Here is a 26,135-nt window from a genome sequence, read left to right as displayed (position 1 = left end):
GTTAAAGGCATGATACAACAAGAAACAAGGCTTAAAGTTGCCGACAATACCGGTGCCAAAGAATTACTTTGTATCAGAGTTATGGGTGGTTCCACCAGAAGATATGCCAATATCGGTGACATCATTACAGCCACGGTCAAAGATGCAACGCCAGGCGGTGTTGTTAAAAAAGGCGATGTTGTAAAAGCTGTTGTGGTACGTACCGTAAAAGGCGCTCGTCGTAAAGACGGCTCTTATATAAAATTTGATGAAAATGCAGCAGTCATCATCAAAGATGACAAGACTCCCAAAGGAACACGTATTTTTGGGCCGGTAGCCAGAGAGCTTCGTGAGAAACAGTTTATGAAGATCGTATCCTTGGCTCCGGAAGTATTATAAGGAGGTGTTCTAAGAAGATGTCAGCGATCAAAATTAAAAAAGGCGACACGGTAAAAGTGATTGCCGGTAAAGATAAAGACAAAGAAGGAAAAGTCCTTTCCGTAGATCAGAAAAACGGCAGAGTCCTGGTAGAAGGCGTTAATATGGTAACCAAACATGCGAAGCCCTCCGCAGCAAACCAGAACGGCGGTATTATGCATAAAGAAGGACCGATCGATGTTTCCAACGTCATGTACCTGCACAAAGGTAAAGTAACCAGAATCGGATACAAAATGGATGGAGACAAAAAAGTACGTGTAGCCAAAGCTACCGGCGATGTAATTGATTAATTCTAAGGAAGGAGGTCCGGAAAGTTGAGTAGATTAAAAGAGATTTACAAAAGTGAAATCGTGGAAGCGATGACAAAAAAGTTTGGATATAAAAACGTGATGGAAGTACCGAAACTTGACAAGGTAGTCATCAACATGGGTGTTGGTGAAGCCAAAGAAAACGCGAAGCTTTTGGAAGCGGCTGTCAAGGATATGGAAATAATCACCGGCCAGAAGGCAGTGATCACCAGAGCGAAGAATTCCATCGCTAACTTCAAGATCAGAGAAGGAATGCCGATCGGATGTAAAGTAACACTTCGGGGCGAAAGAATGTATGATTTCGTAGACCGCCTCATCAACCTGGCACTTCCCCGTGTGCGTGATTTCAGAGGTGTGAACCCAAACGCATTTGACGGAAGAGGAAACTACGCGCTGGGTATTAAAGAACAGTTGATTTTCCCGGAAATCGAATATGATAAGGTTGACAAAGTACGAGGCATGGATGTCATTTTCGTTACAACCGCGAAAACCGACGAAGAAGCCCGTGAATTATTGACACAGTTCAATATGCCGTTTACCAAATAATTAGGAGGGAAAATTTCATGGCTAAGACATCAATGAAAATTAAGCAACAGCGTCCGGCAAAGTATTCTACCAGAGAATACAACCGTTGCAGAATCTGTGGCCGTCCGCATGCTTATCTGAGAAAATACGGAATTTGCAGAATCTGCTTCCGTGAATTAGCTTATAAAGGTCAGATACCGGGCGTTAAAAAGGCTAGCTGGTGAGGCTGTGAACACTTGGTGATGAGGAGCTTGCGACGAAGAGCCTAGTGAGAACGCCGTTACCGAGACTCAGCGAGAGCGCGTCCTTTGCGGTCGAGCGCTAGTCGAGCGTAACACTGAGGCGAGGAAAAAGTAAGCGACTCCGTGCCTAGTGAGAACGCCATTACCGAGACGTAAGCGTGAGCGCATCCTTTGCGGTCGAGCCCCAGTCGAATGTAACACCCCGCTAATTAGCCCCGCAGATTCTAAAAAAAAGGAGGTAAAACCCAAATGACAATGAGCGATCCGATTGCAGATATGCTTACAAGAATCCGTAACGCAAATACTGCAAAACATGATACCGTAGATGTACCCGCTTCCAAGATGAAAATCGCGATAGCCAATATCCTGGTAAACGAAGGATATATCGCAAAATACGATCTTGTAGAAGACGGCAGCTTTAAAACAATCCGTATTACTCTGAAATACGGTAAAGATAAAAATGAGAAAATCATTACCGGACTTAAGAGGATTTCCAAACCTGGACTTCGTGTATACGCAGGAAAAGATGAATTACCGAAGGTTTTAGGAGGACTTGGAATCGCAATTATTTCCACCAATAGTGGTGTTGTAACTGATAAAGAAGCGCGTAAACTTCAGGTAGGCGGAGAAGTTTTAGCGTTTGTATGGTAGGCTGTGAACACTTAGCGAAGAGGAGCTTGCGACGAAGAGCTTAGTGAGAACGCCGTTACCGAGACGTAAGCGTTAGCGCGTATTTTGCGGCCGAGCGCTAGTCGAGCGTAGCACCCCGCTTGTAAAATTCCAAGCGGCTTCTAAATATAGAAATGGAGGAACACGGGCATGTCACGTATAGGAAGAATGCCAATCGCGGTACCCGCAGGCGTAACTGTGGATATTGCAGAAAATAATAAAGTGACTGTAAAAGGGCCGAAAGGTACTCTCGAGAGAGTATTGCCCTCTGAGATGGAACTCAAGATGGAAGATGGTCAGGTAGTTGTTACCAGACCCAACGACCTGAAGAAGATGAAATCCCTGCATGGTCTGACCAGAACGTTAATCAACAACATGGTTGTTGGTGTAACCAATGGATACGAAAAGGTATTGGAAATCAACGGTGTTGGTTACCGTGCCGCAAAATCCGGTAAGAAATTAACCCTCTCTTTGGGATATTCTCATCCGGTTGAGATGGAAGATCCGGAAGGACTGGAATCCAAGGTAGATGGTAACAAGATTACCGTCTCCGGTATTGATAAAGAAAAAGTTGGCCAATACGCTGCTGAGATCAGAGATAAGAGAAGACCGGAACCTTACAAGGGCAAAGGTATCAAATATGCTGACGAAGTCATCAGACGTAAAGTTGGTAAGACTGGTAAGAAATAATAAAGGAGGGTTAGAGAAATGGTTAGTAAGAAATCAAGAGCCGAAGTCCGGCAGAATAAACATAGAAGAATGCGCAACCGTTTCAGTGGCACAGCTGTTCGTCCGCGTCTGGCTGTGTTTCGGAGCAACAATCATATGTATGCGCAGATCATCGACGATACCGTGGGAAACACTTTAGTTTCTGCATCAACCCTTCAGAAGGATGTAAAAGCAGAGCTTAAGAAAACCAACGACGTTGAAGCAGCTGCATATCTTGGTACGGTTATCGCAAAGAAAGCCCTGGAAAAGGGTATTGATGAGGTTGTCTTTGACCGTGGCGGCTTCATATATCAAGGAAAGATTCAGGCACTGGCTGATGCAGCCAGAGAAGCCGGATTAAAATTCTAAGCAGGAAGGAGAAGAACACATGAAACGTACAATCGTTGACGCTAGTCAGTTAGAATTAACCGAAAAAGTAGTTTCCATCAAGCGTGTAACTAAGGTTGTTAAAGGTGGTCGTAACTTCCGCTTCACAGCTTTAGTCGTAGTAGGCGATGGCAATGGCCATGTCGGTGCAGGTCTTGGAAAGGCAACCGAAATTCCGGAAGCGATCCGCAAAGGAAAAGAAGACGCAGCCAAGAAGCTGATCACCGTAGCAATGGATGAAAATAACAGTATTACTCATGATTTCATCGGAAAATTCGGAAGTGCTTCCGTGCTGTTAAAGAGAGCTCCTGATGGTACTGGTATCATCGCAGGCGGCCCGGCCCGTAGTGTGCTGGAGCTTGCAGGTATCAAAAATATCCGTACCAAATCCCTGGGCTCCAACAACAAGCAGAACGTGGTAATCGCTACCATCGAAGGCTTGAGACAGTTGAAAACTCCGGAAGAAGTAGCTAAGAATCGCGGCAAAGCCGTCGAAGAAATTCTGGCTTAATTAAGGAGGCAATGAAAATGGCAGAGAAATTAAAAATCACATTGGTGAAATCCACCATCGGCGCGGTTCCGAAGCATAAAAAAACAGTTGAGGCCCTTGGCCTTCGCAAGTTAAACAAAACTGTAGAAATGCCGGATAATGCAGCAGTTCGTGGCATGATCCAGCAGGTGAAACACTTAGTGAAAGTAGAAGAAATCTAATAGAAACAGCAGTTAAGGAGGTGTAACGATGGACTTATCGACGTTAAGACCAGCAGAAGGATCCAAACACAGCGATAACTTCAGAAGAGGCCGCGGCCATGCATCTGGTAACGGTAAAACTGCAGGTAAAGGACACAAGGGTCAAAAAGCCCGTTCCGGAGCTCCCAGAGCCGGATTCGAAGGTGGACAGATGCCTTTATACAGACGTATCCCTAAGAGGGGATTCACCTGCAGAAACTCAAAAGAAATCGTAGCTATAAATCTGGACGCTCTTGAAGTGTTTGACAATGATGCAGTAGTTTCCGTAGAGGCTTTGATGGAAAAAGGTATTATAAAAAACCCCAGAGATGGAGTTAAAATTCTTGGAAATGGAGAATTAACTAAGAAGCTTACCGTACAGGCAAATGCTTTCAGTGCAAATGCTGCAGCTAAAATCGAAGCTCTTGGTGGAAAAACAGAGGTGATCTAATTGCTCGAAACACTTCGTAATGCATTTAGAATAAAAGACATAAGAAATAAGCTCTTATTCACATTTGCCATGTTGGTAGTTGTACGTATCGGTTCCCAGCTCCCGATTCCGGGAGTGAACCGGTTGTACTTCCAGCAGTGGTTCCAGCAGCATTCCGGAGATGCCTTCAATTTCTTTGACGCATTTACCGGCGGTTCTTTTACTTCGATGTCGATCTTCGCCCTTAGTATTACCCCGTACATCACATCTTCCATCATCATGCAGTTGCTGACCATCGCGATTCCGAAGCTGGAAGAGATGCACAAGGAAGAGGACGGCAGAAAGAAAATCGTGGCCATCACCCGTTATGTAACGGTAGCCCTTGCACTGATCGAATCGATCGCAATGGCAGTTGGCTTTGGACGTCAGGGATTATTACTGGACTACAATTTCGTAAGCGTGGCAATGACAGTTGTTACGATGACGGCAGGTAGTGCATTCCTTATGTGGATTGGTGAACGTATTACGGAAAACGGTGTGGGAAATGGTATCTCTATCGTATTGTTGATCAACATTATTTCCCGGCTTCCTCAGGATATCGGTACTTTATTCCAGCGGTTTGTACAGGGAAAAAGTGTTGCGAAAGCCGGCTTAGCGATAGTCATTATCCTGGCAGTTATCCTGTTTACAGTAGTATTTGTTATCGTGTTGCAGAATGGAGAACGCAGAATTCCAGTGCAGTATGCCAAAAAGATGCAGGGGCGTAAAATGGTAGGCGGCCAGTCTACACATATACCTCTGAAAGTAAATACGGCCGGCGTTATTCCGGTTATCTTCGCATCGTCCCTGATGCAGTTTCCGATTGTAATTGCAACATTTATCGGTAAAGGCCAGGACAGTACGATTTTGGCAGTGCTGAATTCCGGAAATTGGTGTAATCCTCAAAAACCGGCGTATTCTGTAGGCTTACTGGTATATATTTTATTAATCGTATTCTTTGCGTATTTCTACACTTCCATCACCTTCAATCCGATGGAGATTGCGAACAATATGAAAAAACAGGGTGGATTCGTACCTGGTATCCGTCCTGGAAAACCTACTACGGAGTATTTAACAAGAATTCTGAACTATATTATCTTTATCGGAGCTATCGGCCTGACGGTGGTATCGGTTATACCGATCATCTTCAGCGGTGTATTCGGAGCTCATGTTTCCTTTGGAGGAACTTCACTGATCATTATCGTCGGAGTTATTCTGGAAACATTAAAGCAAGTTGAATCACAGATGCTGGTTCGCTCCTACAAAGGTTTCCTGAACGACTAATGCGATTGACCCGATAAGGGGCGGACTTTGATTGGTTCGCCCTTTTAGGGCATAAGTATGGAAACACCCTGTGGGTATACCTATATGCCGTTAAATACACGGCATATATAAGGAAACACCCTGCGGGTATACCTATATGCCGTTAAATACACGGCATATATAAGGAAAATATTGGTAATACTTCATAATGGAGGAGGAATCACTATGAAAATAATTATGCTTGGAGCACCCGGCGCTGGTAAAGGAACACAGGCGGAAAAGATTGCAGAGAAATATCAGATTCCCCACATCTCCACCGGAGACATTTTCAGAGCTAATATAAAAAATGGTACGGAATTAGGAAAGAAAGCAAAAACCTATATGGACCAGGGACTTCTGGTTCCTGATGAACTGGTTGTAGATCTGGTCGTGGACCGTGTACAGCAGGAAGACTGCAAAAAGGGTTATATTCTGGATGGATTTCCCAGAACGATCCCTCAGGCAGAGGCACTGGATGCCGCATTATCTGCAAACGGTGAAAAAATAGACTACGCCGTCAACGTAGAAGTAGCAGATGAAAACATCATCAATCGTATGGCCGGCAGAAGAGCCTGTTTAAACTGCGGAGCTACATATCATGTAGTTACAATTCCTCCGAAGGAAGAAGGCATCTGCGACAAGTGCGGAAATGAACTCGTATTAAGAGAAGATGATAAACCGGAAACTGTAAAGAAACGTCTGGATGTGTATCATGATCAGACACAGCCCTTGATTGAATATTATACCGCGGAGAAAATTCTCGTGGAAGTAGACGGAACCAAGGACATGGCGGAAGTTTTCGGTGACATTGTAAAGGTTTTGGGAGCGTAAAAATATGGCTGTGACAATAAAATCTGCCAGAGAAATTGAGCTGATGAGAGAAGCTGGCAAGATACTTGAAAAAGTACACAATGAAATGGAAAAAGCGGTTCGTCCCGGTATCTCAACAAAGGATATTGATCTTTTGGGCGAGGAGCTGATCCGAAGCTTTGGTTGTATCCCGTCCTTTCTGGGATATAACGGGTATCCGGCTTCTATCTGTGTTTCCGTAAATGATGAGGTGGTGCACGGGATTCCCGATCGGCATCACATAATCCAGGAGGGCGATATCGTGAGTCTGGATGCAGGAGTCATTTACAAGGGGTATCAATCCGACGCAGCCAGAACGCATGCGGTCGGGGAGATCAGCCAGGAGGCCAGGCAGCTCATTGACGTGACAAAACAGAGTTTCTTTGAAGGAATCAAGTTTGCCAGAGCAGGACATCATCTCCATGAGATATCCGCTGCGATTGCCGATTATGCTGAGAGTTTTGGCTATGGCGTAGTTCGGGATCTGGTAGGCCACGGCATAGGGAAGGAAATGCATGAGGATCCTCAGATACCTAATTTCCGACAGAAGAGAAGAGGTTTACTTCTGCAACCCGGTATGACACTTGCTATTGAGCCTATGATCAATGCAGGCCGTTATGATGTGGCTTGGCTTGACGATGACTGGACAGTAGTAACAGATGACGGTTCTTTGTCCGCCCATTACGAAAATACGGTTCTGATCACAGATGGAGAGCCGGAAATTTTCACTCTTTCGAAGTAGAGGTTTTGCTATGGAAGATTGGAAAGCAGGAATGCTGGCGAAGGCAAAGGCAGGTCATGACAAAGACCAGTTATATGTCATAATAAAAGTAGAACCGGAATATGTATATCTGGCGGACGGTAAAAAAAGGACGCTGGACCGGCCCAAAAAGAAGAACCGGAGACATGTCCAGATCATCAAACGTGCATCCGGTGAGCTGCAGACGAAATTTGAAAACGGAAGTAAAATCATAGACGAAGAAATCAAATATATTTTGAAAGCCTATCAGGCGACAATGGTAAGTGAGGAGGTCTAAACTATGTCAAAAGCCGATGTTATCGAGATCGAAGGAACAGTCGTAGAGAAGTTGCCGAATGCTATGTTTCAGGTGGAATTGGAAAACGGCCATAAGGTGCTGGCTCATATCAGCGGAAAGCTGCGTATGAATTTTATCCGTATTCTGCCGGGCGATAAAGTAACGATTGAACTGTCCCCCTACGATTTATCCAAGGGCAGAATTATCTGGAGAGATAAATAGACATAATTAGTCAGATATGCCCATAAAACGCAGAGAATTTATGGAAGATTTGTCTTGCATTATAATATGGTTGATGTTATAATATAAAACGGACGTTTTTTGGGGCCCTTTTGTAGTTATGCCCTGAAAATAGATAAGAAAAGCCCGCGGACATACCGAGATGTCCGGGATTTATGGGCAAAAATAAGGAATCGCCTTATGGCAAGAAAGGAGGGTTTTCCGTGAAGGTAAGATCATCTGTAAAACCTATTTGCGAAAAGTGCAAAGTTATCAAGAGAAAAGGAAGTATCAGAGTTATCTGTGAAAATCCGAAACACAAACAGAGACAGGGCTGATTTGTCTTGTCAGGTTCCATTCTATTCGTGCGGCTGCAGTATGAACCACGAGGCTGCGTTGTTCATACTGGTTTAAATAATTCAATAGATTCTGTTTTTCAATACCGAGGGAAAATGGAATTGACTTTTGAAACGTAATATGTCTTAAAAGACAGACAAGAACAAGGAAACACTTACAGTATACCTGTATGTCTTAAAAGACAGACAAGAACAAGGAAATGTAATGATTAACTAATGGAGGTGTAATGCGCACATGGCTCGTATCGCTGGTGTAGACTTACCGAGAGAAAAACGTGTAGAGATTGGCTTGACTTACATCTACGGAATTGGAAGAACGAGTTCCAACCGTATTTTGGCAGAAGCGAAAGTAAACCCCGACACCCGTGTCCGGGATTTGACGGATGAAGAAGTTGGTAGAATCCGTGACGTCATCGATGCAACCCAGATGGTTGAAGGTGATTTGAGACGTGAAATTGCCATGAATATCAAGAGATTACAGGAAATCGGCTGCTATCGTGGTATCCGTCACAGAAAAGGACTCCCGGTTCGCGGTCAGAAGACTAAGACAAACGCAAGAACCAGAAAAGGTCCGAAGAGAACAGTGGCGAATAAGAAGAAATAATCTTCTGCTGTAGATCTTGATTAAAACTATTATTTGTCTTTAAAAGACAGACAAATTCAATGAAAGGAAAATAGTTTAAAATGGCTAAAAAAGTTACCAAAAAAGTGACAAAAAAGCGTGTAAAGAAGAACATTGAGCGCGGACAAGCGCATATCCAGTCTTCTTTTAACAATACGATTGTAACCTTGACGGATACGGAAGGTAATGCAATTTCTTGGGCAAGTGCGGGAGGATTAGGTTTCCGTGGCTCCAGAAAGTCCACTCCTTATGCAGCACAGATGGCAGCAGAGACTGCAACGAAGGCAGCATTAGTACATGGCCTTAAGACTGTAGACGTTATGGTAAAGGGTCCCGGATCAGGAAGAGAAGCAGCGATCCGCGCGCTTCAGGCCTGTGGTTTGGAAGTTACCAGTATCAGGGATTGCACTCCGGTTCCTCATAACGGATGTCGTCCGCCAAAACGTAGAAGAGTCTAATAGGAGGTGTAGTTGACATGGCAGTTAATAGAGTACCCGTCCTGAAAAGATGCAGATCCCTTGGACTGGATCCGATCTACTTAGGATATGATAAAAAATCCAGAAGAGAATTAAAAAGATCAAACCGGAAAATGAGTGAGTATGGTTTGCAGCTTCGTGAGAAACAGAAAGCGAAATTTATTTACGGAGTATTGGAAAAACCTTTCCGTAACTACTATGCAAAAGCGGATAAAATGCGCGGCATGACCGGTGAAAACCTGATGATCTTATTAGAGAGACGTCTGGACAGCGTGATCTACCGTATGGGCTTTGCCAGAACCAGAAGAGAGGCAAGACAGGTAGTGGATCACAAGCACATCACTGTAAACGGAAAGTGTGTAAACATTCCTTCCTACTTAATCAAAGCCGGGGATGTTATTGAAATCAAAGAAAAATGCAAAGGATACCAAAGATATAAAGATATCTTGGAAGTAGCAGGCGGAAGACTGGTTCCCGAATGGCTGGATGTGGATCAGGAGAATCTGAAAGGTACCGTAAAGGAACTCCCGAACAGAGAAGCAATCGATGTTCCGGTAGATGAGATGCTTATCGTCGAATTATATTCCAAATAATCCTTAAAGGCTTGTGGTATATAATCACCCTCAGAACAATGATAACCCAAAAGGAGGGGCTTTGTAGTGTTCGATTTTAATAAACCCAAAATTGATATTACGGAAATCTCAGAAGATAAAAAGTATGGCAGATTTGTCGTAGAGCCTTTGGAGCGAGGATATGGAACAACTCTTGGTAATTCCCTCAGAAGAATTATGCTTTCATCTCTTCCCGGCGCAGCAGTAAGCCAGGTAAAGATTGAAGGTGTTCTGCATGAATTCAGCACGATACCTGGTGTTAAGGAAGATGTGACAGAAGTCATCATGAACATCAAGAGCTTGGCCATCAAGAACAACAGTGATACCAATGAGCCTAAAGTGGCCTATATCGAGTTCGAAGGTGAAGGGGTTGTAACAGCGGCAGATATCCAGGTTGATCCGGATATTGAAATCATGAATCCTGATCTGGTAATCGCGACCTTGAACGGCGGAGCGGACAGCAAGCTGTATATGGAGCTGACCATAACCAAAGGAAGAGGTTACGTAAGCGCTGACAAGAATAAAGATGAAGAACTTCCCATCGGCGTGATCGCCGTGGACTCCATCTATACTCCGGTTGAGCGTGTGAACATGGCGGTAGAGAATACCCGTGTGGGCCAGGTGACGGACTTTGACAAACTGACGCTGGATGTATATACGAACGGAACATTAGCTCCGGACGAGGCAGTAAGTCTGGCTGCTAAGGTACTGAGTGAGCATCTGAGCTTATTTATAGATTTGTCCGAAAATGCAAAGACAGCAGAGGTAATGATCGAAAAAGAGGACAATGAAAAAGAAAAAGTACTGGAAATGAACATTGATGAACTGGAATTATCCGTTCGTTCCTACAATTGTCTGAAGAGAGCCGGTATCAATACGGTCGAAGAGCTGTGTAACCGGACTTCCGAGGATATGATGAAGGTCCGTAACCTGGGACGCAAATCCCTGGAAGAGGTACTGGCGAAATTAAAAGAACTTGGTTTAGAGTTAAACCATACGGAAGAATAGTAGTAGGAGGTAAGGCGTAAATGGCAGGATATAGAAAGCTTGGCAGAACATCAAGCCAGAGAAAAGCTTTGATCAGAAACCAGGTGACCAGCCTGATCAATAACGGCAAGATCATCACCACCGAAGCGAAAGCAAAAGAAATCCGCAAAGTGGCTGAAGGCTTGATCGCCATGGCAGTAAAAGAAAAAGATAATTACGAAACCGTTACGGTGACCGCTAAGGTTCCCCGTAAGGATAAAGACGGCAAGAGAATCAAAGAAGTACAGGATGGCAAGAAGGTACAGCTCTTCGACGAAGTGGAAAAGACTGTTACCAAAGACGCTCCGTCCAGACTTCATGCCAGAAGACAGATGTTAAAAGTTCTCTACCCCGTAAAAGAAGTACCTGCAAAAGCTGCGGGCAAGAAGAAAAACACTAAAAATGTGGATCTGACTGAGAAGTTATTCAAAGAGATCGCTCCCAAGTATGAGAACCGCAACGGCGGTTACACCAGAATCGTGAAAATCGGCCCGAGAAAAGGCGATGCAGCGATGGAGGTTGTACTGGAGTTAGTATAATAAGAAATATGTAAAATCAGGCTGTACGTTTGACCGATGGGAATCGGTGAAGGGTGCAGCCTTTTTTTATCCAATAGATGAATAGATCGTTCTATGGAATAGCAGCATTTAACCCAAGATATGAAAGACTGGTATCGATAGCAGGATGAATAACAGCAAAACTAACAGAGACGTACGATCTATTTACTTATTGTTAGCCGGCAGAAAATAGGATATACTTATGAAACAAAGCGATGTAAATTCGGAAGGAGCCTTACTTTGGATAAAACGGTTAGGGGAACGAGGAAGATGGTATTGGACGCCTTCTATAGGCCGTCAGGATTTCAGGTGGAGCTGCTGGAAGCGGCGGGCAGGCGCGGCAGAAAAAAAGAAGCGGCGGGCTGTACGGAGCCAATGGGCCAGGAAAAGGCAGGCCTGGAGAAAACGGCTCAGATAAAGACAGGCTTTGATAAAGACAGCCAATATAGTGAGAATCAGTACATAGAAGAATCACGGGTCTGGTTTGAGCGGCTGAGGGAGGAACCGTGGAAGGGATTATATCATATGGGGTTCCTGCTGCCGGAGGGCTGGATGAGACCTTCCGTGTGGTATCTGCATCGTATCGCAGCCCATTTGATCCGGCGGATCTCTACAAGCCCTGAACTGGAATTGGAGCGGGATGAAATGGAAGCAGTGCTGTCTGCCGGGGAGACAGGAGCACTTTTGGAGGCTCTTCCTTTTGTGAATGGCGCGGAGTTTGTGGATGAGACGTGGATCCGTAATATCTGGCAAAAGCTTTTGGAGTGCTTTAGAAGTGAAATCCGGGAATATGACGGTACGGCGGCAGCCTATTTTGCGGAATATAACTCCAGGATTAGTGTGGCGGGCAGAGTCTTTTTCCATCTGGTGGAGAGCCATCAGGAGGATTATCCTTTTGCCTTTATGGCTACTTACTCCACAAAGCCGGTAAAAAGTAAGAAGGCCATCCACACGCCATTAAAGAACGCTTTGCTTGAGTTTAAGGATGATCAGAAGAAACTGCTGTCTCTTCTGGCCGCGGTGGCGAAAGCGGCGGATGCCAGTCCTCTGATCGGGGATCTGATGGAGAGCGGCGAGCTGTTTTCCCCTCTGCGGTTTACCGCACAGGAAGCCTATACCTTTTTGTCGGAAATACCCATCTACGAGGAAGCGGGAATCATGTGCCGTGTTCCGGACTGGTGGAGACGGCATACCAACGCGGTCAGTTTATCTCTCACCGTGGGGAACAAGAAACAGTCGCTGGTGGGGCTGGACGCCATTGTGGATTTTTCTCCGTCTCTGATGATCGATGGGGAGAAGCTTACGGAGAAGCAGCTGAAGGAATTCCTGGCGATGGCTGAGGGGCTGGTGCTGTACAAAGGTAAATGGGTGGAAATCAATAAAAAGAAACTGGAAGCTGCGCTTACGGCTCTGCAGAAAGCCAAAGAGCTGGCCAAAGGCGGAAACCTTACTCTGGCGGAGGCTATGAGACTGGAATTAAGTGCGGTACCGGAGAGTGCGGAGGAAGAAGAGATCTCTGTCACAGTATCGAATGGTAAATGGATGAAGAAGATCCGGGAAATGATGGTCAAGCCGGCATCCATTGCCCCAGTCCCTCTGGAGTCCACGTTCCGTGCCGATCTGAGGACTTACCAGGAGGAGGGATACCGATGGCTTAACCTGATGGCCGAGCTTGGACTTGGAGCCTGCCTGGCGGATGATATGGGGCTGGGCAAGACGGTACAGGTGATCGCGTGGCTGGAGCATTACCGGCAGAGTCACGGCGGACAGGCGCTTCTGGTGGTCCCGGCGTCCCTGATCGGTAACTGGCAGAAGGAGCTTGGGCGTTTTGCACCTGAGCTGCCCTATGAGATTCTCCACGGCAGCCAGGCAGGGGTGACTCTGGAGACGGATGAGACGGATACGGAGCACGCTTTCTTATATATTACTACCTATGGAATGGTACAAAGGCTGGAAGGGCTGCTGGTCAAAAGCTGGGATATCGTGATTCTGGATGAAGCCCAGGCTGTGAAAAATGCGGGCACTAAGCAGACGAAAGCGGTGAAAGCGATCCCATCGCGTCTTCGGGTCGCCATGACCGGGACACCGATTGAAAATAATCTGGGCGACCTTTGGTCTCTCTTTGATTTCCTGAACAAGGGGCTTCTGGGCTCTGTAAAAGAATTCCAGGGACTTGTGAAGGAGATGGAGTCAGAGGAAGTCGGTTTTATGCCATTGAAGAAAATGGTCACGCCCTTTATTCTGCGCCGGCTGAAGACAGACCGTTCCATCATCTCCGATCTGCCCGATAAGGTGGAAGTGAAGGAGTATGCGGGACTTTCCAAAAAACAGATCGGACTTTACACAAAGCTGGTAAAAGAGATCGAGAGGAAGCTGGCAGAGTCAGAAGGGATCGAGCGCAAAGGCCTGGTTCTGGCCGGAATTATGAAGTTTAAGCAGATTTGCAATCACCCGGACCAATATCTGGGGCTGGAAGAATATAAAAAGGAGAACAGCGGAAAATTCGAGTGCCTGGAACAGATCTGCCAGACCATCTATGAAAAGAGAGAGAGGGTGCTGGTATTTACCCAGTTTAAGGAAATGACGGAGCCGCTGGCGGAGTTTTTGGAGTCAATTTTCAATAGAAAAGGATTGATTCTCCATGGCGGAACCCCGGTGAAGAAGAGAAGTGAGATGGTGGAAGAGTTTAATGGGGAAGCGTACGTACCCTATATGGTATTATCTCTAAAGGCCGGAGGCGTGGGGCTTAATCTGACCGCGGCTAATCATGTGGTGCATTTTGACCGGTGGTGGAATCCGGCTGTGGAGAACCAGGCCACGGACCGGGCCTTCCGAATCGGACAGACAAAGAATGTGATCGTGCACAAGTTCGTCACACAGGGAACCATAGAGGAAAAGATCGACGCCATGATCGAAGAAAAACAGAAACTGGCCGGCGATATCCTGGGATCGGCCGGGGAACAGTGGATCACGGAGCTTAATAATGAGGAGCTGATGAACCTGTTCCGGCTGGGAGGTGTGAAAGCATGAGCTATTACGGATTCGCGCCCTATGTATCTGTAGCGGAAAAGAGGGCCAAGGCTGACCGCAGATCGCCAAGCTGAAAAAGAAAAATCCGGATCTGGCGCCGGTGTTGACCGAAGGTAACACCATTGCCCGGAGCTGGTGGGGTAAGGCATGGAATAAGAACCTGGAGAGCTACGCCGACTATGCCAACCGTATTTCCCGGGGAAAAAGTTATGTGCGCAACCACGCGGTGCTGGACTTACAGATCAGGGAGGGAAGCGTAGAGGCTCTGGTACAGGGTACCGGCTCCAAGCCGTATGTGATAGAGGTAGAGATCGATGTCTTGGGAGAAAAACGATGGCGGCAGGTAGTGAATCTGTGTAATCACCGGATCGATTCCGTGGAAAAACTGGTAGAGGGAAAGTTTCCCAAGGAGCTGGAAGTGATTTTCACGGAAAAAGAGTACGGAATGTTTCCCTCCCCGAAGGAGATTCATTTTTCATGTTCCTGTCCGGACTATGCTTATATGTGTAAGCATGTGGCCGCCGTTCTCTATGGTGTGGGAGCGAGATTGGATGAAGATCCGCTGCTGTTCTTCACGCTGCGCAGGGTGGATATCCAGGATCTGATCCGCCGCTCGGTGGAGAACCGGATGGATGCTATGCTGAAAAATGCCGCGAAGAAGAGCGGCCGGGCGATGTCTGAGACGGAGATGCATGATGTGTTTGGGATATAGTGAACGCATTTTCCATATGAATTCTATCTTAGTGCTTGAGTTTTGCTAAAAACGGGTCTCCAAGACAGAATACGTCTTTAAATTTCTAAATCATATATTATAGAAATAACACTGGGGAAATCGGCTAATGCCGATTTCCCCTTTGGAGGTAAAACATGAAAAACAAAGATATTGCAGGTTATCAACCTCTGGTAGATGGCGTTGTAGGACTGATTCAAAAAAGCAGTTTGAAGCTTTAAAGTTGTTAAATTCAGAAACTATTAATTTATATTGGGAAATAGGGGAAGAAAGAGATAAACTGACATATAGTTTAAACCGATAACCAATTGCACTTGTAACTATTTTACTTTTAAGTTAGCAGAGCTTACACTTAAAGTACAAGGATCGTTAAAAAAACATCAAGTAAATCGTCAAGTGCAAATGGAGGTGTTTAAAGTGTCGCAGTTTAAATGTGTGCAGGCCGCGGAAAATGTGATCGTGAACCGCGAAAAGCTGGCTCGGGAAGCCAGACAGAATGGTCGGGTCGTCATCGGACACTACTGCTGTACCTTTCCCAGAGAGCTGATTACGGCTGTAGGTGCGGTGCCTTATCGGATTACCGGCGATGTAGAGGAGACTCCGTCCGAAGTCGACCGGGTTTTGGAGACCACCATGTGTCCGTTTATCCGAAGCAGTATCGATCTGGCGCTGAAGGGACGGTATGATTTCCTGAGTGCAATCGTCGTTCCCCATGCATGTGAGTGCCTGGAGAAAATGTATGACATCTGGGACTACTACGTAAAAGAAGTGAAACATGTGATCTTTCTCGAAGTACCGCATATGACCTATGACACTTCTTATGTATTCTATGCGGAATCCATCCGGGCCGTAGTATGCGAGATGGCAAAACAGATGGGACTTGAGGTGACGGATGAGAACCTGAAGAAGGCAATCAGGCTGCATAATGAAAACCGAATATTGCTCAATAAAATATACGAACTGCGGAAAGCGGATATCCCGCCGGTATCGGCGACGGATATCCACAAACTCGTCTTTGCGGGCTCCTTTATGGAAGTGGAGGCCCATAATCAGCTGTTGAGAGATGCGCTTGCTGAGATTGGTGCATTTAAGCCTTCAGGCCCTGCCAGACCGAGAGTAATGCTACATATGGCTCAGCTGGACGATTGGGCGCTGCTGGAGCTGATCGATGAGTGCGGCGCGGATCTGGTGGTGGATGATATGTGTATCGGCACCCGGACTTTTAACTTCCAGGCTGATGAGTCAAAGGATCCCTATGATGCGCTCGCATATGCTTATCTGCATGATATTAATTGTCCGAGAACCTACCGCACAGAGTCCAGGGAGGAGCGGTTTGCCCATATCACACATTATGCGAAGGAATACCGGGTCAGTGGTCTGATTATTTTCATAACGAGATACTGCGATACCCATGCGTATGATGTGCCGATACTGCGCCGGTTTGCGGAGGATGCGGGATTGAGTGTACTGACGTTGGAGGACGACTACAGCATTATCAATTCCAAAGGACAATTAAAGACGCGGATTCAGGCATTTGTGGAAATGCTTTGACGAAGGGAGTGAATGAGAAATGTCAGAACAAGCAAAACCCGTGAAAAAAACAACGGCTACGAAATATACTCAGGCTCCCCGGATCGCCAGGCGTCTGTCCAAGGACGAATATGCGAAAGCGCATCAGGCGAAAGCTGAGGGACGCCCGGTCGCTTATGTTATGGTGGGAGTCAACGGCGTTATCTTAAAAGCTCTGGATATCACGCCGGTCTATACGGAGAATTTCTCCGGAGTCTGTTCAGCGATGAAAGCGGAAGGCCCTTTTATCGATAAGGCGGAGAGTGACGGATTCTCGAATCTGGTGTGCAGCTACGCCAGAATCGGACTGGGGATCTGTGGCTGCAGGAATGAGGGAATGCCGGTGGAGACTCTCCCGGCGGGCGGAATCCCGGACCCCGACCTGTTGCTCGGTACCGGATATTGCTGTGATACCCGGTTTAAATGGTATGATTCCGTTTCTTATTATTTACCGGATGTACCGGCTTTTAATTATGAGATTCCGCTGATTCAGTCCCCCTATATTGATACGGATAACCTGAGACTGAAACAGGCCTATATAGACTATGAGGTGGAACAGCAGCACCGTTTTGTGGAATTTCTGGAAAATGCGACCCATCAGAAGATGGATTGGGACTATTACCGCCAGTGTCAGAAGTATCAGTACGAGGCACAGTGCTACTGGTACGAGGCCAACCGTCTGCGTGCCCAGGGCAAATGCGTCATGCCGGCGTCGGATAACTTCAGCTGCATTAACCCGTATATGTTCAATCAGGGAGACGTGACCACCAGAGATTTCTACCGCGATATGTGCGAGGAGATCAAAACCAAGATCGCGAACAAAGAATATGTCCTGGAGGACGAAAAATACAGAATCTGCTGGGGAATGGGAATTCCGCCGTGGCATCAGATGAACCTCTTTGACTATATCGTATCCAAAGGCGGCGTTGTTGTCGGTGAGACTACTTATAATCCGTCGGAACCCTACGATCTGATCAAGGTGGATACGGATGATCCCATTCGGGAAGAGGTTACCAGGCGCTGGGAGAAGGATTGGGAAAAATTCCGCAAGGCCAGAGAAAAGAATATGAACCTGACGATGATGAGCATCGCCGATCTGCTAAAGGAAAACAGAAGCGACGGAATTATGTGCCATGCGACCAAGAGCTGCCGTGCCGTCACCGTGGGACAGATTCACCAGATGAACGTCATCAACGAACAGTTTAATTTACCGACCCTGTTCATGGAAAGCGATATGGCAGACTCCAGAGAATTTTCCGAGGCGCAGATCTTTTCACAGATCGACGCATTCATAGAGACGATAGAAGCCAGGAAGAGAAACGGTAAATAAAAACGATAGAATGGCAGATGTGAGTGAACAACAGAAGGGAGTGTGGCAACAGGGCTGCTGTGTGAGGAGAGAAAACTGTCCGGTCGATGGATGTGTGGACTGTCATTCACATGGCAGCTTTGCCGTATCATGCAAAAAGAAAGGATGGGATGAAAATGTATGTGGCGGGCATGGATATGGGGTCCTATATGTCAAAACTGTTGATTCTGGATCAGGACGGGAAAGAGATGGTCCGGGAGAAGGAAAACAGCGGTGTGCTCTATGGGGATACCGCAAAAAAACTGCTGGAACGGGGCTGCGCGAAACTGGGGATCCGGCCGGAAGAACTGGGCAGGGTCGTACTCACCGGAATCGGCTCCAAATCCGTGGATCAGGACGCCAAGGTGGTGACGGATGTCACCTGTCAGAGTACCGCGTGCAGGAAGCTGGTGCCCGGCTGTCACACAGTGGTGGATGTGGGCGGCTCCCTCACGAAGGTGATCCGCCTGGACCCGGATGGCCATGTGGCGCAATTTGTATTCAGTGAGAAATGCGCGGCCGGCAGCGGCCGTTTCATGCAGGTGATCGCCAGGATTTTGGAGATCGATGTGGAAGAGATCGGACCGCTGTCGATGAAGGGGACGGAACCGATCACCTTTTCTACAGGGTGCGCGGTGTTCGCGGAGTCCGATGTGATCACGAAGATCGGCGAGGGGGAGACGAAAGAGAATATCCTGGCGGGCATGAATCTGGCTGTCAGCGGGAAGATCGTGAATCTGGTAAAGCGGGTGGGCTACGCGCCGGAATGCGTGATCACCGGAGGAGCCGCCCAGAACCAGGGGCTGGTGGCAGCGGTATCCGACCGGCTGCAGGACAGAGCGTCCCAGGCGCCGGAACCGCAGTTTTCCTGCGCGTACGGAGCGGCGCTGGTTGCTCTGGAAGAGCTTCACGGCAGTGAAGCGGATGGGGAGAAAGCTGTGTGCGGAAAGCGAGATTCAGACGGGAAGATGGATGGTACGACGGGAGGTGGGGAACTGTGATATTTGCCGGAGTAGATGTGGGTTCCACTACGACCAAGATCGTACTGATGGACGAAAACGGTGAGATCCGGGGTTCCCTGCTGGGACCTACCGGAGCGGAGCACCGAAGCCGGTCCAAAGAGGTGCTGGAAAAAGCGTGTCTGCAGGCGGGGATCGAGCCGGGACAGGTAGACTATACGGTCGCCACTGGTTATGGGAGGATCAATGTTCCCTATGCGGACCGTCAGATTACCGAGATCACCTGTCATGCCCAGGGGGTTCTCCATTTTTTCCCGGAGGCCAAGTCGGTCATCGATATCGGAGGACAGGACTGTAAAGGGATTAAAATCCGCAATGGGAAAGTGGATAATTTCGTAATGAATGACAAATGTGCAGCCGGGACCGGGCGCTATCTGGAAGTAACGGCACAGACTTTGGGGATACCTCTGGAAAAATTGGGAGAGGTCTCTCTGACTTCCAGCCAACCCGCGCAGATCAGCAACACCTGTACCGTCTTTGCGGAGCAGGAAATGATCGGAAAGATCGCGTCCGGTACCCCGGTTGAAGATGTGGTGGCCGGTATTCACGAAGCCATCGCCAGGCGGGTGTTTGGCCTGCTGGAGAAGATCAAGATCCAACCGGAGATCGTTTTTACAGGAGGAGGGGCAAAGAATATCGGAATCCGCAATGCCCTGGAAAGGCTGCTGAAGACAACGCTATCCATTCCTCCTATAGATCCTCAATTAGTGGGAGCGGCTGGGGCGGCATTGCTGGCAATTAAGTTTAAGGCAAGGGGATAGAGCTGCCAGATATCTGCTGTTATTTGATGAGCTGATGTTACAGGATTAGAGAATGGGAATTTGGTCGTGAAAGATCGCGAATAAAGGCCACGGATAAAGATCTTCAGATAAGGGGTAAACAACACTCCGATAATTGGATACCGGATTTGCGTATCCAATTATCGGAGTGTCGTTTACCCCTTATTCCTGCGGTGCAGATCGATTGATTGGACGATCTATGAGGTGGACTCGGAGGCCCGATACTGGTTTTCAGGCAACAGGGATCATTTGACTTTAGGATAGTCATGGACTAAACTAATAATATAGAATACGGTATAAAACATAGCAATATATACGTTAAAAAACATAGTAATGAATACAATAAAGAATACTAAGGAGTTTTTCATAATCAAGATAGAGGGTAGTAGTAAAACGTAAAAACTTTAATAAAACGGCGTGTGGATATTTTCAGGGGGGAATACGATGCGGTTAGAACAGTTGCAGTATATTCTGGAGGTGGAGCGGCAGCGCTCTTTTAGCAAAGCAGCTCATAAACTATATATCGCGCAGTCTTCCTTAAGCAGCGCCATCTTGAATCTGGAAAAAGAATTGGGGGTAAAGATTTTTGAGCGCAGCCGCAGCAGCAGGGAAGTCGTACCGACGGACGCGGGACTGGTAGTTCTGGGACAGGCAACGGAAATTGTGGAAAAGGTGAACCAGCTGGTCTTAGGCACGGGCGCCGACCGTTTGGGCGGACATCTCGAATTTATGGCAATGCCTTTTATCTGTAATGGATTTATTTATGAGGGTTTGATGAAATTTTGCCGTACCTATCAAAATCTGGAATTGATTGTCCACGAAAAGCAGAGCGGGGATATTGTAAATGAACTGTTTCATTCGCAGGTAGGGATTGGGCTGATCTCCATGATTGACATGGATTATGAGAAGAATATCTATACGCGCATTATCGAGAGCCGGGAATTTTGCTTTCAGCCGCTGTTTTCTTCACCGATCTGCGCTTTTGTCAGGAAAGATAATCCTCTGTATGTAAAGAAAACCACGGATGTGACCAGTGTCCACCGCTACAAGATCGCAACCTTTCAAACATACAGCTACCACAAAGTTTCGTCGAATTATATGATGACCCATATGCGAGTGAAAGAGTTTTCCGATTATATCTATACGTTTGATTCGATGGATAATTTTATCCGTATTCTCAACCAGCCGGATGTGGTGTTGATTTTGCCGCAGATGTTTATTGGCGAGCTGGAACGGATGGGGATTACGTATGTCAGGGCGATTCCGCTGACGGATTTTCAGAAGCCTTTGGAAGTCGGATTCTTGTACTGTGCCAGATACCGGTGTTCTGCGTTTGAGGAACGGTTTATCCGGCATATGGTGAAGCTGTCGGACGAGAAGATACATACGACGGTGGGATATGATGCGTCGCAAAGTCGGAGGACGCTATAATACAATTTTGAAAACCTGTTAGAATGGAAAATTTGTGCGAAAATACCTTTGCCAATCACATAAAATAATGTCATATTTTTATAAGAACGTGTGGCTTAACTGCGTAAATCACGGTGTTTCACTCATATATAATCACTCCTTTCGTCATTCCGGCACTCCTCCAAACACCGGAACGACCTTCGCAATACCTGTAATGAAGCCTGACTATAAAAGTCAAGCCCATCCTATGCCACCACACCTTTCCCATCCAATCGATCCATCACATTAGAATCCGATCTGACAGCCGCATCAGAGTTCATCATTTCAGAATCTTTTCTGTCATCCTTGGCCGCTTTGTCAGCCACGATAGTTCAGCCCCATTACCGCTGCCAATCCACCCGGCTCCGCCAACCTGCTGTATCCAGCTGAAATCCCCAGCCTTCGCCCGGTCCACCAGCGCCTCCATCAACTGTGTAAATTCATCTTTCCCCTTCAGCGCCATTGATTTGCGATACTCGATCTTCTGATCGCACAGAGACTCCAGCCGCTGCAGGAAACCAATAGTATTCATCTGTGTAAGAACCAGTTTCCCAATGGGAGAAAGACTGCACCGGTACATTTCCTCCGCATCAAACTTTCCCAGCTTCACATTTGCAGAGAGACTCAACACATAGTACAATACCAGCAGATCCCGGATCTCCGGGTGATATCCGCCGTCCTCCGGCACGACGACTTCCGCCACCTTCTCTGGATACTGCCGCTAGCGTGGCAAAATCAAAAGGCCGGAATACGATGTTCACTAATCCGTCCGCATTTTCCACGAGTTCCTGAGGAACAAATCCCGCATGATCCTGATGATAGCAGTATACGGTATTGTAATCCGTATTTTTGACAATGTTCTTCATTTCTGTTTTGTTCATTAATAATTCTTCCATTCATAACGTTTATAACGGTATAATAATTAAAATTCTTTCTTTCAATCTATCTATCAATACAGCTCATGCCTGCACCAAAGCTCATAAGCCTCTTTCGTATCCTCACGGTTAAATACAAATACGAGCGTATCCCTGGACCAGAACAGATCAACAAGCGGGATATTACGCTTAATATACATCCCCGCCTGCTTCGTATTCACGATACAGACCGTGTCCTCGATCTCATATTCCCGCCGGAACATTTCCGAATATTCTTTTCTGATTCTCATAGAAGGCTCCTTTTCGGTATTCGATTTTCTGATTGGGGTTGGTGGTAAAAAATGGAAATCGAACATATGTACGATTATAATACTATAGAACACGTTGTGTGTCAATATGGGAAATGATTAAATTTTATTGCGCAGATTTGTGGTTGGATTTTGCAGAAAATGACACAATTAGTGAATGATGGACGCGAGGGGATGAGGCCGGGAATCCGGTTGGGAGATGGGGTGGAGTACAGTTTATGCGGGCGGTCTGGTCGGGAGAAGAGGGGGACAGGCCTTATCTGATTTCGATAGATATAGATAAAATAACACTGCCCAATAACCAGATATTAGTTATTGAGCAGTGTTATGAATTAATCAAAAACATGTCCCGAGTTTTGTTGTCTTTTAAATCCACAGAAAAATATCTGACCCCAAAAGTATATCAAGAATAAATTTAAAAAGCAATTATTCTGTTGCAAAAAAAATTACTTCGACAATAAAAAACGGGATTATGTTATTAATATAATTTATACGTTGTATTAGCTTGACAGTAACTAAGTGGTATGGTAATATTTTCCTATGAATAAAAATCGCACCTGACAATTTTATGCCAGATGCGAAACAGTAACAAATCTACTTATAAAAGTAGATAATGCCTAGACAACATTATTTTAATTTATAAGCAGCATTCTGTCAACTGTTCTGTTAATTTGTGCAGCTGAAGGAGATGTTATTTTTAAGCTGACGAACAGGTTTTATTCATAATAATATAACAGAACAGAAAGGAACGAAAACTATGTATGCTACAAAAATTAAAATGAAGACATACTGTAAGGCATCTATGAATTTAACAGAAATCGAAGAAATCTATATCACGGGAAATGCATTAAACGGATACTACAAGAAAGAATATCTATATACATATTTGCAAATGTATCCGGATTCGATCAAGGTCAACATTTACCCATATCCTAATCTTGTACCCGCGGAGAGTAAATACGGGGAAAAGTACGTCCGTTCACAGCCTAACGATACCCAAACGGATAATCTATTAAATCTGCCAAGAGAATAACCCTAAATAAAGATAGAAGAAACCTCAAAATGAGGTTTCTTCTATTACACTAAAATCAACTATAGAAAAGTATGGAACGGTACATCCGATAAGGAGAGCGTATGATAGCTCACATAGTTAAGAGCACACAAAAAGAACAAAGCATACCGGACCATCTGAAAGAAACCGGTGAACTGGCCTGGATAATAGGAATTCCCCTACGCATCCCTCATCTCGCAAAACTAACGGCATATTTTCACGATTTGGGAAAATGGCGCATTCGCTTTGAATCTTATTTGCGTGCGGCTGTAGAAAATCCCCAGTCAGCCATAAGGGGAAGCGTCAATCACAGCTCGGCCGGAGCGATCTATATTCACCGTCGTTTCAATAAAAACGGTGAACTGGAAAAGATAACCGAACAAGTGATCTGTACCGCTATTTTATCACATCACGGACTGATGGATTGTCTGTCTGTGGATGGTAAAGATATTTTTCACCGTCGCTTAGAGGAGAATACGGACGCTCTTGAGTATTCAGAGATCCTGGAAAATTTTGAAAAGGATGATCTGTCGGAATTACCTTTTGATGCTTGGTTCCAGGAAGCGGTAAAGGAAGTAGGGGCTTATTTAAAAGAAACGGACCTGGTTCACATTTCAAAAGATTTTGCACTGGCAATGCTGGAGCGCATGCTGCTATCCATTTTAATAGATGCAGACCGGCTGAATACGGCGGCCTTTACGGGAAACCGCCAGGAGAAGGAGGTCAGGACCCGTGCTCCGAAATGGAAGGAGCCGCTTCATAATCTGGATCTGTACATGAAAAAATTGCCTAAGACCAATAAAATTAATACTTACCGAAATCAGGTTTCCGAAGAGTGTTTCAGTTTTGCAGAAAATGGGACGGGCATTTATATCCTGCAGGTACCCACGGGAGGGGGAAAGACCTTAAGCAGTATGCGTTATGCTCTGAGGCATGCCCAGCATACCGGGAAGAAAAGGATCTTCTATATCGCGCCCTATATATCTGTGTTGGAACAAAACAGTAAGGAATATAGAGACGTTCTGCAAAAAGAAGACTGGATACTGGAACACCATTCCAATGTAATTCCGGAGGATAGAGATCTTGAAAAACAGACGGAATTAGGCCGGTATAAACATTTGACAGAAAATTGGGATCAGAAAATTATAATGACCACATTCGTACAATTCCTGAATGCCTTGTTTTCGGGAAGTACTCAGGCTGTCCGGCGCTTCCATAATTTGTCCGATGCCGTGATTATTATAGATGAGATTCAGTCACTGCCGCTGCGTATGATAGAGCCCTTTAATATGGCAATGAATATCTTAAATCAACTATTTCATACGACGGTGGTACTTTGTTCCGCTACGCAGCCCTTATTGGGTAAAGTAAGTAATCCAATCCACTTAAGTGATCCGGCTTCCATCATCTCATCACCGGAGAACTTGTTCCGCGATCTTAAGCGTACCGTGATCAAACCCCTAAAAGGACCATATGATGCCGGCCGCACAGCCGAATTGGTGGAAGAAATATTAAAGAAAAAAAGAAATGTGCTGGTTATTCTCAATACCAAAGCGGCTGCCAGACGGGTTTATCAAGCAGTATGCGCGAGAAACAAGGATTCGGACCGCCCGGTTGCGATTATGCATTTGAGCAATATTATGGCGCCGGAACATCGGATTGATTTTATCAGGGAAATGCGCAGGAAGCTCCTGGATGAAGAGCCTTTTGTCTGTATCAGTACTTCGTTGATCGAGGCAGGGGTGGATATTTCATTTCAAAGCGTTGTCCGTTCTTACGCAGGACTTGAAAGTATCGCGCAGGCAGCAGGACGCTGTAACCGTAACGCTGAGGCCGAAGACGGTGCGGGAGTGGTGTATGTGATACGTTGTACGGAAGAGAACCTGGGACAACTGGAGGAGATTGAGACAGGGGGAAATATCAGCAAAGTGCTTATCCCGGAATTTACGAAGAGGGAAACAGACCCACTGGCTCCCCGGGCCATGCATGAATACTATACAAGGTATTACGGCAGAGCCGATGCGGCGCAGAAAATGAAATACCTTATGGAGGAGATTGGAACGAACCTTGTAGAGTTATTAGAAAACAATCCACAGGGCTGCAGGGCTTACCGCACTAAGCAGGGTATACTGCCTGATTTGGCTATGAAACAGGCATTTAAGACAGCCGGAGATAGATTTGAGGCGATTGAGAGTAATACCGCAGGGATCTTAGTGCCATACAAAAAGGGAAAGGATTTCATCCATATCCTGAATAAAGAGGCGGCTCCCGAACAGCTGCCGGGACTGTTAAAAAAAGCCCAGCGGTATACCGTAAATCTGTTTCCATATCAGATAGAAGAACTTTTAAAGAAGAACGCCCTTATCGTTTTGCTAAATGGAAATGTTCTGGCATTAAAAGAAGAATACTATGATCTGGCTCTTGGAATCGTCACCGAGGGAAGAGCAAAGGATTAAAAAGACAGGAGG

The 26,135-nt window shown here is 46.1% G+C and carries 32 protein-coding genes; 30 read left to right on the top strand and 2 right to left on the bottom strand.

Going from position 1 to position 26,135, the window contains the following annotated elements; genetic code table 11:
* Window positions 1-9: 9 nt before the first annotated feature.
* The 28 genes from rplN (at window position 10) to KTH90_RS07985 (ending at window position 21,415) form a co-directional block, all read left to right on the top strand.
* A complete protein-coding gene (gene rplN, locus KTH90_RS08120) occupies window positions 10-378 on the top strand; it encodes a 50S ribosomal protein L14 (RefSeq protein ID WP_158350154.1) in 369 nt (122 codons plus the stop codon).
* A 17-nt stretch (window positions 379-395) separates the two neighbouring features.
* Window positions 396-707 (top strand): 50S ribosomal protein L24, encoded by a 312-nt coding sequence (rplX, locus tag KTH90_RS08115; RefSeq protein WP_158343515.1) that lies wholly within the window; start codon window positions 396-398, stop codon window positions 705-707.
* Between the two features lie 24 nt (window positions 708-731).
* Window positions 732-1,271, top strand: coding sequence for a 50S ribosomal protein L5 (gene rplE / locus KTH90_RS08110; protein ID WP_158350153.1), 540 nt, complete (start codon window positions 732-734; stop codon window positions 1,269-1,271).
* A gap of 17 nt (window positions 1,272-1,288) precedes the next feature.
* On the top strand, window positions 1,289-1,474 hold the full coding sequence (locus KTH90_RS08105; protein WP_158350152.1) for a type Z 30S ribosomal protein S14: 186 nt from the start codon (window positions 1,289-1,291) through the stop codon (window positions 1,472-1,474).
* 267 nt (window positions 1,475-1,741) lie between these two features.
* Window positions 1,742-2,143 (top strand): 30S ribosomal protein S8, encoded by a 402-nt coding sequence (gene rpsH / locus KTH90_RS08100; protein WP_158350151.1) that lies wholly within the window; start codon window positions 1,742-1,744, stop codon window positions 2,141-2,143.
* A gap of 168 nt (window positions 2,144-2,311) precedes the next feature.
* Window positions 2,312-2,851, top strand: a complete 540-nt coding sequence (gene rplF, locus KTH90_RS08095; RefSeq protein WP_158350150.1) for a 50S ribosomal protein L6 — start codon at window positions 2,312-2,314, stop codon at window positions 2,849-2,851.
* A gap of 18 nt (window positions 2,852-2,869) precedes the next feature.
* The gene (rplR, locus tag KTH90_RS08090) at window positions 2,870-3,238 is read left to right on the top strand and encodes a 50S ribosomal protein L18 (RefSeq protein ID WP_158350149.1); all 369 of its coding nucleotides are present in this window, start codon (window positions 2,870-2,872) and stop codon (window positions 3,236-3,238) included.
* A 19-nt stretch (window positions 3,239-3,257) separates the two neighbouring features.
* A complete protein-coding gene (gene rpsE / locus KTH90_RS08085) occupies window positions 3,258-3,767 on the top strand; it encodes a 30S ribosomal protein S5 (protein ID WP_158343504.1) in 510 nt (169 codons plus the stop codon).
* 17 nt (window positions 3,768-3,784) lie between these two features.
* Complete coding sequence (gene rpmD, locus KTH90_RS08080) at window positions 3,785-3,967, top strand: 50S ribosomal protein L30 (protein ID WP_158350148.1); 183 nt, start codon at window positions 3,785-3,787, stop codon at window positions 3,965-3,967.
* Between the two features lie 28 nt (window positions 3,968-3,995).
* Window positions 3,996-4,436 (top strand): 50S ribosomal protein L15, encoded by a 441-nt coding sequence (rplO, locus tag KTH90_RS08075; RefSeq protein ID WP_158350147.1) that lies wholly within the window; start codon window positions 3,996-3,998, stop codon window positions 4,434-4,436.
* On the top strand, window positions 4,437-5,738 hold the full coding sequence (gene secY / locus KTH90_RS08070; protein ID WP_158350146.1) for a preprotein translocase subunit SecY: 1,302 nt from the start codon (window positions 4,437-4,439) through the stop codon (window positions 5,736-5,738).
* A 204-nt stretch (window positions 5,739-5,942) separates the two neighbouring features.
* Window positions 5,943-6,587: an adenylate kinase gene (locus KTH90_RS08065; protein WP_158350145.1), complete on the top strand. Its 645-nt coding sequence runs from the start codon at window positions 5,943-5,945 to the stop codon at window positions 6,585-6,587.
* A 4-nt stretch (window positions 6,588-6,591) separates the two neighbouring features.
* Window positions 6,592-7,347, top strand: coding sequence for a type I methionyl aminopeptidase (gene map, locus KTH90_RS08060; RefSeq protein ID WP_158350144.1), 756 nt, complete (start codon window positions 6,592-6,594; stop codon window positions 7,345-7,347).
* Window positions 7,348-7,357: 10 nt separating this feature from the next.
* Window positions 7,358-7,642, top strand: coding sequence for a KOW domain-containing RNA-binding protein (locus KTH90_RS08055; RefSeq protein WP_158350143.1), 285 nt, complete (start codon window positions 7,358-7,360; stop codon window positions 7,640-7,642).
* A gap of 3 nt (window positions 7,643-7,645) precedes the next feature.
* Entirely contained in the window at window positions 7,646-7,864 is a 219-nt protein-coding gene (gene infA, locus KTH90_RS08050) for a translation initiation factor IF-1 (RefSeq protein WP_158343490.1), read from the top strand.
* 221 nt (window positions 7,865-8,085) lie between these two features.
* Window positions 8,086-8,199 (top strand): 50S ribosomal protein L36, encoded by a 114-nt coding sequence (gene rpmJ / locus KTH90_RS08045; protein WP_073992704.1) that lies wholly within the window; start codon window positions 8,086-8,088, stop codon window positions 8,197-8,199.
* Window positions 8,200-8,452: 253 nt separating this feature from the next.
* Complete coding sequence (rpsM, locus tag KTH90_RS08040) at window positions 8,453-8,821, top strand: 30S ribosomal protein S13 (RefSeq protein ID WP_158343488.1); 369 nt, start codon at window positions 8,453-8,455, stop codon at window positions 8,819-8,821.
* Between the two features lie 80 nt (window positions 8,822-8,901).
* Window positions 8,902-9,297: a 30S ribosomal protein S11 gene (gene rpsK / locus KTH90_RS08035; RefSeq protein ID WP_158343486.1), complete on the top strand. Its 396-nt coding sequence runs from the start codon at window positions 8,902-8,904 to the stop codon at window positions 9,295-9,297.
* Between the two features lie 17 nt (window positions 9,298-9,314).
* Entirely contained in the window at window positions 9,315-9,908 is a 594-nt protein-coding gene (rpsD, locus tag KTH90_RS08030; protein ID WP_158350142.1) for a 30S ribosomal protein S4, read from the top strand.
* Between the two features lie 66 nt (window positions 9,909-9,974).
* Window positions 9,975-10,934 (top strand): DNA-directed RNA polymerase subunit alpha, encoded by a 960-nt coding sequence (locus tag KTH90_RS08025; RefSeq protein WP_158343482.1) that lies wholly within the window; start codon window positions 9,975-9,977, stop codon window positions 10,932-10,934.
* A gap of 20 nt (window positions 10,935-10,954) precedes the next feature.
* Entirely contained in the window at window positions 10,955-11,491 is a 537-nt protein-coding gene (locus KTH90_RS08020) for a bL17 family ribosomal protein (RefSeq protein WP_158350141.1), read from the top strand.
* A gap of 258 nt (window positions 11,492-11,749) precedes the next feature.
* Window positions 11,750-14,539, top strand: coding sequence for a DEAD/DEAH box helicase (locus KTH90_RS08015; protein WP_238726613.1), 2,790 nt, complete (start codon window positions 11,750-11,752; stop codon window positions 14,537-14,539).
* Between the two features lie 103 nt (window positions 14,540-14,642).
* The gene (locus KTH90_RS08010) at window positions 14,643-15,251 is read left to right on the top strand and encodes an SWIM zinc finger family protein (RefSeq protein WP_238726612.1); all 609 of its coding nucleotides are present in this window, start codon (window positions 14,643-14,645) and stop codon (window positions 15,249-15,251) included.
* A gap of 435 nt (window positions 15,252-15,686) precedes the next feature.
* Complete coding sequence (locus KTH90_RS08005) at window positions 15,687-16,820, top strand: 2-hydroxyacyl-CoA dehydratase subunit D (protein ID WP_238726611.1); 1,134 nt, start codon at window positions 15,687-15,689, stop codon at window positions 16,818-16,820.
* A gap of 19 nt (window positions 16,821-16,839) precedes the next feature.
* The gene (locus KTH90_RS08000; protein WP_158350138.1) at window positions 16,840-18,168 is read left to right on the top strand and encodes a 2-hydroxyacyl-CoA dehydratase subunit D; all 1,329 of its coding nucleotides are present in this window, start codon (window positions 16,840-16,842) and stop codon (window positions 18,166-18,168) included.
* Window positions 18,169-18,317: 149 nt separating this feature from the next.
* A complete protein-coding gene (locus KTH90_RS07995; protein WP_238726610.1) occupies window positions 18,318-19,187 on the top strand; it encodes an acyl-CoA dehydratase activase in 870 nt (289 codons plus the stop codon).
* Window positions 19,184-19,966 (top strand): acyl-CoA dehydratase activase, encoded by a 783-nt coding sequence (locus tag KTH90_RS07990; RefSeq protein WP_238726609.1) that lies wholly within the window; start codon window positions 19,184-19,186, stop codon window positions 19,964-19,966. Before KTH90_RS07995 ends, KTH90_RS07990 begins: the two co-directional genes overlap by 4 nt.
* Before the next feature lie 462 nt (window positions 19,967-20,428).
* Window positions 20,429-21,415, top strand: a complete 987-nt coding sequence (locus KTH90_RS07985) for a LysR family transcriptional regulator (protein ID WP_238726608.1) — start codon at window positions 20,429-20,431, stop codon at window positions 21,413-21,415.
* Window positions 21,416-21,713: 298 nt separating this feature from the next.
* Here the strand turns inward: KTH90_RS07985 and KTH90_RS07980 are convergent, their stop codons facing one another.
* Window positions 21,714-22,136 (bottom strand): hypothetical protein, encoded by a 423-nt coding sequence (locus tag KTH90_RS07980; RefSeq protein WP_238726607.1) that lies wholly within the window; start codon window positions 22,134-22,136, stop codon window positions 21,714-21,716.
* A 246-nt stretch (window positions 22,137-22,382) separates the two neighbouring features.
* Complete coding sequence (locus KTH90_RS07975; RefSeq protein ID WP_158350133.1) at window positions 22,383-22,598, bottom strand: hypothetical protein; 216 nt, start codon at window positions 22,596-22,598, stop codon at window positions 22,383-22,385.
* Window positions 22,599-23,373: 775 nt separating this feature from the next.
* On the opposite strand from KTH90_RS07975, the gene KTH90_RS25300 reads away from it, so the two are divergent.
* Window positions 23,374-23,649: a DUF3892 domain-containing protein gene (locus KTH90_RS25300; RefSeq protein ID WP_158350132.1), complete on the top strand. Its 276-nt coding sequence runs from the start codon at window positions 23,374-23,376 to the stop codon at window positions 23,647-23,649.
* A 101-nt stretch (window positions 23,650-23,750) separates the two neighbouring features.
* Window positions 23,751-26,123, top strand: coding sequence for a CRISPR-associated helicase Cas3' (gene cas3 / locus KTH90_RS07965; protein WP_238726605.1), 2,373 nt, complete (start codon window positions 23,751-23,753; stop codon window positions 26,121-26,123).
* The last annotated feature ends 12 nt before the right edge of the window (window positions 26,124-26,135 follow it).

It is taken from the genome of Diplocloster modestus (assembly GCF_019042245.1).
GTDB lineage: Bacteria > Bacillota > Clostridia > Lachnospirales > Lachnospiraceae > Diplocloster > Diplocloster modestus.
This window is presented reverse-complemented; position numbering and strand designations above follow the sequence as displayed.

Excerpts from the sequence above, each read along its gene's own strand:
- rplN (WP_158350154.1), top strand. The coding sequence starts at position 10 with ATGATACAACAAGAAACAAGGCTTAAAGTTGCCGACAATACCGGTGCC.
- rplX (WP_158343515.1), top strand. The coding sequence starts at position 396 with ATGTCAGCGATCAAAATTAAAAAAGGCGACACGGTAAAAGTGATTGCC.
- KTH90_RS08105 (WP_158350152.1), top strand. The coding sequence starts at position 1,289 with ATGGCTAAGACATCAATGAAAATTAAGCAACAGCGTCCGGCAAAGTAT.
- rpsH (WP_158350151.1), top strand. The coding sequence starts at position 1,742 with ATGACAATGAGCGATCCGATTGCAGATATGCTTACAAGAATCCGTAAC.
- rplF (WP_158350150.1), top strand. The coding sequence starts at position 2,312 with ATGTCACGTATAGGAAGAATGCCAATCGCGGTACCCGCAGGCGTAACT.
- rplR (WP_158350149.1), top strand. The coding sequence starts at position 2,870 with ATGGTTAGTAAGAAATCAAGAGCCGAAGTCCGGCAGAATAAACATAGA.
- rpsE (WP_158343504.1), top strand. The coding sequence starts at position 3,258 with ATGAAACGTACAATCGTTGACGCTAGTCAGTTAGAATTAACCGAAAAA.
- rpmD (WP_158350148.1), top strand. The coding sequence starts at position 3,785 with ATGGCAGAGAAATTAAAAATCACATTGGTGAAATCCACCATCGGCGCG.
- rplO (WP_158350147.1), top strand. The coding sequence starts at position 3,996 with ATGGACTTATCGACGTTAAGACCAGCAGAAGGATCCAAACACAGCGAT.
- KTH90_RS08065 (WP_158350145.1), top strand. The coding sequence starts at position 5,943 with ATGAAAATAATTATGCTTGGAGCACCCGGCGCTGGTAAAGGAACACAG.
- map (WP_158350144.1), top strand. The coding sequence starts at position 6,592 with ATGGCTGTGACAATAAAATCTGCCAGAGAAATTGAGCTGATGAGAGAA.
- KTH90_RS08055 (WP_158350143.1), top strand. The coding sequence starts at position 7,358 with ATGGAAGATTGGAAAGCAGGAATGCTGGCGAAGGCAAAGGCAGGTCAT.
- infA (WP_158343490.1), top strand. The coding sequence starts at position 7,646 with ATGTCAAAAGCCGATGTTATCGAGATCGAAGGAACAGTCGTAGAGAAG.
- rpsM (WP_158343488.1), top strand. The coding sequence starts at position 8,453 with ATGGCTCGTATCGCTGGTGTAGACTTACCGAGAGAAAAACGTGTAGAG.
- rpsK (WP_158343486.1), top strand. The coding sequence starts at position 8,902 with ATGGCTAAAAAAGTTACCAAAAAAGTGACAAAAAAGCGTGTAAAGAAG.
- rpsD (WP_158350142.1), top strand. The coding sequence starts at position 9,315 with ATGGCAGTTAATAGAGTACCCGTCCTGAAAAGATGCAGATCCCTTGGA.
- KTH90_RS08020 (WP_158350141.1), top strand. The coding sequence starts at position 10,955 with ATGGCAGGATATAGAAAGCTTGGCAGAACATCAAGCCAGAGAAAAGCT.
- KTH90_RS08000 (WP_158350138.1), top strand. The coding sequence starts at position 16,840 with ATGTCAGAACAAGCAAAACCCGTGAAAAAAACAACGGCTACGAAATAT.
- KTH90_RS07995 (WP_238726610.1), top strand. The coding sequence starts at position 18,318 with ATGAAAATGTATGTGGCGGGCATGGATATGGGGTCCTATATGTCAAAA.
- KTH90_RS07985 (WP_238726608.1), top strand. The coding sequence starts at position 20,429 with ATGCGGTTAGAACAGTTGCAGTATATTCTGGAGGTGGAGCGGCAGCGC.
- KTH90_RS07975 (WP_158350133.1), bottom strand. The coding sequence starts at position 22,598 with ATGAGAATCAGAAAAGAATATTCGGAAATGTTCCGGCGGGAATATGAG.
- KTH90_RS25300 (WP_158350132.1), top strand. The coding sequence starts at position 23,374 with ATGTATGCTACAAAAATTAAAATGAAGACATACTGTAAGGCATCTATG.
- cas3 (WP_238726605.1), top strand. The coding sequence starts at position 23,751 with ATGATAGCTCACATAGTTAAGAGCACACAAAAAGAACAAAGCATACCG.